Genomic DNA, 4,627 nt, shown 5'->3' on the forward strand with positions numbered 1-4,627 from the left:
ACCCGCCGGTGGTGGTGGACCTGCGCGACCCGGCCGAGCGCACCGTCGGCATCCTGCCCGGGGCGGTCTTCCTGCCGTTCGAGGAGGTGCTGCGCGGCGACCACGACGCGGCCGTGCACGGCGCGGTGCTGCACTGCGCCAGCGGGATGCGCTCCGGGCTGGCCCGCGACGCGGTGCGTGCCCGCGGCGGTGAGGTGGGGCACCTGGTGGGTGGATGGGACGCGTGGGCCGATCCGGGGCAGACTGGCCGGCGGACCGACCCCGCCACCTGACCCCAGGAGGGACCGATGACCCGCACCCCCGCGCCCGACGCCCGCGCGTGCTCGCGATCGTCCAGGCCGGTGGCCAGGGCTCGCGCATGGAGGTGCTCACCCAGGAGCGCGCCAAGCCGGCCCTGCCCTACGCCGGGTCCTACCGGCTGGTGGACCTCGCGGTCTCCGCGGCGGCCCACGCCGGCATCAGCGACGTGTGGGTGAGCGTGCAGTACATGGCCAGCACCCTGGACGACCACCTGCAGCACGGCCGTCCGTGGGACCTGGACCGGGTGCGCGGCGGCTACCGGCGCATGGTGCCCGAGAGCGGCCACGCGGACGGCCCGGCGTTCTCCGAGTCCAACACCGAGGACCTGCTGGCCGTCCGCGACGCCGTCGAGGCGCACGGCCCGGACGTGGTCATCACGCTGAGCGCCGACCAGGTGCTCGTGGCCGACCTCGCCGAGGCGGTGGCCGCCCACACCGCCTCGGGGGCCGAGTGCACCGTCCTCTCCCTGCCGGCCTCCCCCGAGGTGGCCCGTCACAAGGCCGTGCTCACCCTCGACGGCGAGCGCGTCACCGGCATCGCCGAGAAGCCCGAGGAGCCCGGCGACGACCCGGAGATCTCCGCCGAGGTGGTCGTCTACTCCTGGCCGGCACTGCGCGAGGTGCTCGATGCCGTGCGCGCCGATCGCGCGTCCTGCCCCGGCGACCCCGCCGAGGCGGACGACGACGGCCCCGGCGACCTGCCCGAGGAGGTGTTGCCCCGCCTCGTGGAGCGTGGCTCGGTGCGCCGCCACCGGGTCGAGGGCTACTGGCGCGACATGGGCCGCCCCTCGGCCTACCTGCAGGGCCACCGCGACCTCGTGGCCGATCCCGACCAGGTCTTCGCCACCGAGCGCCTCGTGGTGCGCAGCAGCCACCGCGACCTGCCCCCGGCCCTGGTGACCTCCACCGGTCGGGCGAGCGACGCCCTGCTCTCCCCCGGCTGCCGCGTGGCCGGCACGGTGGAGCGCAGCGTGCTCGGCCCGGGCGTGGTGGTCGAGGAGGGTGCCACCGTGGTCGACAGCGTGCTCTTCGACGAGGTGCACGTGGCCGCCGGGGCGAGCATCTCCACGGCGATCGTCGACGAGGGCGTGCAGGTGGGTGCGGACGCACGGGTCGGTAAGCCCGGGCCGGACGAGCTGGAGGACGAGCACATCGTGCTGGTGGGCCGCCAGAGCACCATCGGCGAGGGCGTGGAGCTGGCCCCCGGCGCCCGCCTGGACCCCGGCACCACCGCCTGAGGGGCCCTCAGCGGCGGCGCACCCGCCGACCGAGGTAGCGGGCCACCCGCCCGGCCTGCGAGCGCACGCGCGTGGGCGATGCTGATCTCCACCTTGATCGGCGAGCGCCGCAGCGCCGCCCCCGGCTCCGGGTGCTGCAGGGCCCGCTCCAGGAAGTACAGGGCCGTGGGCGCGGGCATGAGAGCGGCGGCCGCGGTGCAGTCGGTGCAGCCCCATCCGCACGCCGCCGACCCCGCCGTCGTCGCCGGTACCCGCCGCGTCGTGTCCACCGCCGTCCCCGGGCTCGGGCTCGGCGATCACCACCAGCCACCCCGTGCCGTCCCTGCGCTGCTCCGTCGTGCTCACCCGCATCGGGCCCTCCTGCCCTGTGGCAGTGCACAATGCGCGCATGACCAACGGGGGCGCCACACGCGCACGCGACCACGTGGTGGACATCGTCCGCCTCGCGGCCATGATCATCGTCGTCTGCATGCACTGGTGCTACCTGCACCTGTGGATGGAGGACGGCCTGCAGCTGGAGCTCGCGCTCTCCGGTCCCGTGGTGTGGGCCCTCACCTAGCTCCTGCAGGCCATGCCGGCCTTCTTCGTGGCCGGCGGCTTCACCAACACCCTGCTGGTGGACCGCTGGCGCGCCTCCGGAGACCCGCTCGGGGCCTACCTGGGCCTGCGCGCCCGACGCCTGACCTCGCCGGTGCTGCCGCTCATGGGGGTCACCCTGCTCGTGGTGGTGGTCGGCGGGCTCATCGCCCCCGGCCTGGCGGTCACCATCGGCGACCAGATCGCCAACCCGCTGTGGTTCCTCTCGGTCTACCTGCTGTGCACCGCCACCGCGCCGCTGGCGGTGTGGGCCTTCGACCGCACCGGGTGGGCCTCGGCGGCGGTGCTGCTGGCCGCCGCGTTCGGCGTGGACGTGCTGCGCTTCTGGGGCGGGGTCGACCTCACCGCGCTCAACCTCGTGTTCGTCTGGCTGTTCTGCCACCAGCTGGGCGTCGGCTACGCGCGCCGCCGCGCCTTCGCCGCCCCGCTGTGGCAGCTGGGCCTGGTGGTGCTCGCCTGCGTCGCCGCGCTGGTGGCCATGGTGGTGCCGGGTCCCTGGTTCCCCACCAACCTGGGCGTGCGGGACGCCCCGGTGAGCAACCTAGCCCCGCCCACCGCCGCCCTGGCCGTGCTCGGCATCGCGCAGTGGGCCGTGCTCACCGCGGTGGGCCGGCGCCTGCTCGGGTGGTCCCCCGGCGAGCGGTGGCGGCGCCGCATCGGCACCGGCAACGCACTGGCCATGCTGGTCTACCTGTGGCACGTACCGGCCATGACCGTGATGATCGGCATCGGCATGCTCGCCCCGGACCTGCTGCTCCCCCGCAGCATCGCCGGCTGGTGGATGGTGCGCCCGGTGTGGTTCGTGCTCTCCGGCGCGATGCTGGCGGTCATGGTGTTCGGCGCCGTCCGGTGGGAGGTGTGGTTCTCCCGCTTCGCCACCACGAGCACCACCTGGCGCGGCGTGCTGGGTGCGGTGCTCGGCGGCGTGGCGGTCCACCGCCTGTGGCAGCTCGGCTTCGGTCTGACGGCCGAGCAGCTGGCCTGGGCGGCGGGCCTCGTGCTGGCGGTGGTGCTACTCAGCGCGGGCCGACGAGTGGAGGCCTGAGACGCCGTCCACCACCTCGGTGTGCGCGCCGGCCAGGTCCACCTCCTGGTCCAGCGGGTGCCGCAGCTCGTCCCCGCCCAGGTCGGCCAGCATGTGGCAGGCCAGCCCCACCAACGGGATGCCTACCGACGGCAGGGCGAAGACCACCCAGGTGGGCAGCACCTGCGCCACCGGGCCGGCCAGCGCCATCGAGACCGGCATCATGGCCAGCGAGACGAAGAAGTCCAGCGAGCTCACGCGGCCGAGCATGGACCGCGGCACCCGGCGCTGCAGCAGCGTGCCCCAGATGACCATGCCCGCTCCGTCGCCGAGGCCGAAGACGAAGAGCACCAGGCCCATGAGCCAGAAGCTGTCCGTGATCGCCAGGGCGAAGAAGGGCACCGCCGCCACCGACCACACCGTGATCATGACCGTGAGGTAGCGCCGCGGCAGGCGGCGGGAGCTCACGCCGATGGCCCCCACCGCGGCCCCCGCACCCAGGCACGCCAGCAGCAGCCCGAAGGTGTCCGGTCCGCCCCCGTGGCGCGTGACGATGAAGGGCAGCAGCACCTCCATCGGCCCGATGAACAGGAACACCGCCACCACCGACCACACGAGCGTGGCCGCCAGCCAGGGGGTGCGCCAGGTGTACGCGGCGCCCTCGGTGAAGTCGCGCCAGACCGACTGGTCCGGTCCCTGCTCCTCCACCGGCAGCGCACGCCGGAACAGCCCTCCGGTGCGCAGCGCCAGCACGCAGGCCACGGCCCCTGCCTGCGCCACGGTCACCACCGCCATCGCCGCCGAGGGCGCCACCGCCCCCACCACGAAGCCGGCGACGGCCGGACCGGCCGCCTGCTGCAGCACCGGGCGGCTCGCGGCCTCCAGGCCGTTGGCGGCCAGCAGCTGGTCGTCGTGCAGCACCCGCGGCAGCAGCGCGGAGTAGGCCGGGTTGTAGATGCCGGCACAGGCCATGGCCAGGAAGGCCGCGACCATGAGCTGCCACATCTGCAGGGCGCCGGTGGCCCCCAGCAGCGCCACCACCCCGCCGACGACGGCGAACAGCAGCGAGCAGCCGGCCAGCAGTCCGCGCAGGGGCAGCCGGTCGGCGGCCACGCCCCCGACGAGCGCGCAGAGCACCAGCCCGATCGAGCCCACGGCCGTGACCACCGAGAGGTCCACCTCGCGGCCGCCGAGGCCCTTGACGGCGTAGACCAGCCCCACGGTCCACACCCCCGCGGAGAACGAGACGAGCAGCAGGCTGGTGGCCAGCAGGCGGTAGTCCCGGGTGGCGAAGGGGGCCAGGAAGCGCGGCAGGCCCGCCCCGGGGCCGGGTGCGGTCTGGGCGGCGGTCACGAGGCGGCTCGCTGGGTCATGGGGCTCCTGGGGTGGGTGGACGGGTCGGTGGGCCGGTGGACCCAGTGTGCGGGAACGGCCACGCCGGGGGCACCCGCGGTGAGCGGGTGCCCCCG

At 74.9% G+C, this 4,627-nt stretch carries 5 protein-coding genes; 4 read left to right on the plus strand and 1 reads right to left on the minus strand.

Annotated features, from left to right (window positions below):
• From HMPREF3099_RS01680 to HMPREF3099_RS01690, 4 genes are all read left to right on the plus strand, one after another.
• Positions 1–272: rhodanese-like domain-containing protein (locus HMPREF3099_RS01680; RefSeq protein ID WP_141761928.1), on the plus strand; the 272-nt coding region annotated here is incomplete at its 5' end.
• A 47-nt stretch (positions 273–319) separates the two neighbouring features.
• Positions 320–1,537: a glucose-1-phosphate adenylyltransferase family protein gene (locus tag HMPREF3099_RS01685; RefSeq protein WP_168168413.1), complete on the plus strand. Its 1,218-nt coding sequence runs from the start codon at positions 320–322 to the stop codon at positions 1,535–1,537.
• Between the two features lie 388 nt (positions 1,538–1,925).
• On the plus strand, positions 1,926–2,096 hold the full coding sequence (locus HMPREF3099_RS12670) for a hypothetical protein (protein WP_168168414.1): 171 nt from the start codon (positions 1,926–1,928) through the stop codon (positions 2,094–2,096).
• A gap of 12 nt (positions 2,097–2,108) precedes the next feature.
• The gene (locus HMPREF3099_RS01690; RefSeq protein ID WP_070703469.1) at positions 2,109–3,179 is read left to right on the plus strand and encodes an acyltransferase family protein; all 1,071 of its coding nucleotides are present in this window, start codon (positions 2,109–2,111) and stop codon (positions 3,177–3,179) included.
• On the opposite strand, the gene HMPREF3099_RS01695 is transcribed toward HMPREF3099_RS01690, so the two are convergent.
• Positions 3,147–4,511, minus strand: coding sequence for an MFS transporter (locus HMPREF3099_RS01695; protein ID WP_168168415.1), 1,365 nt, complete (start codon positions 4,509–4,511; stop codon positions 3,147–3,149). The two genes, HMPREF3099_RS01690 and HMPREF3099_RS01695, sit on opposite strands and share 33 nt — an antisense overlap.
• Between the last annotated feature and the right edge of the window lie 116 nt (positions 4,512–4,627).

It is taken from the genome of Kytococcus sp. HMSC28H12, assembly GCF_001816045.1.
Lineage (GTDB): Bacteria > Actinomycetota > Actinomycetes > Actinomycetales > Dermatophilaceae > Kytococcus > Kytococcus schroeteri.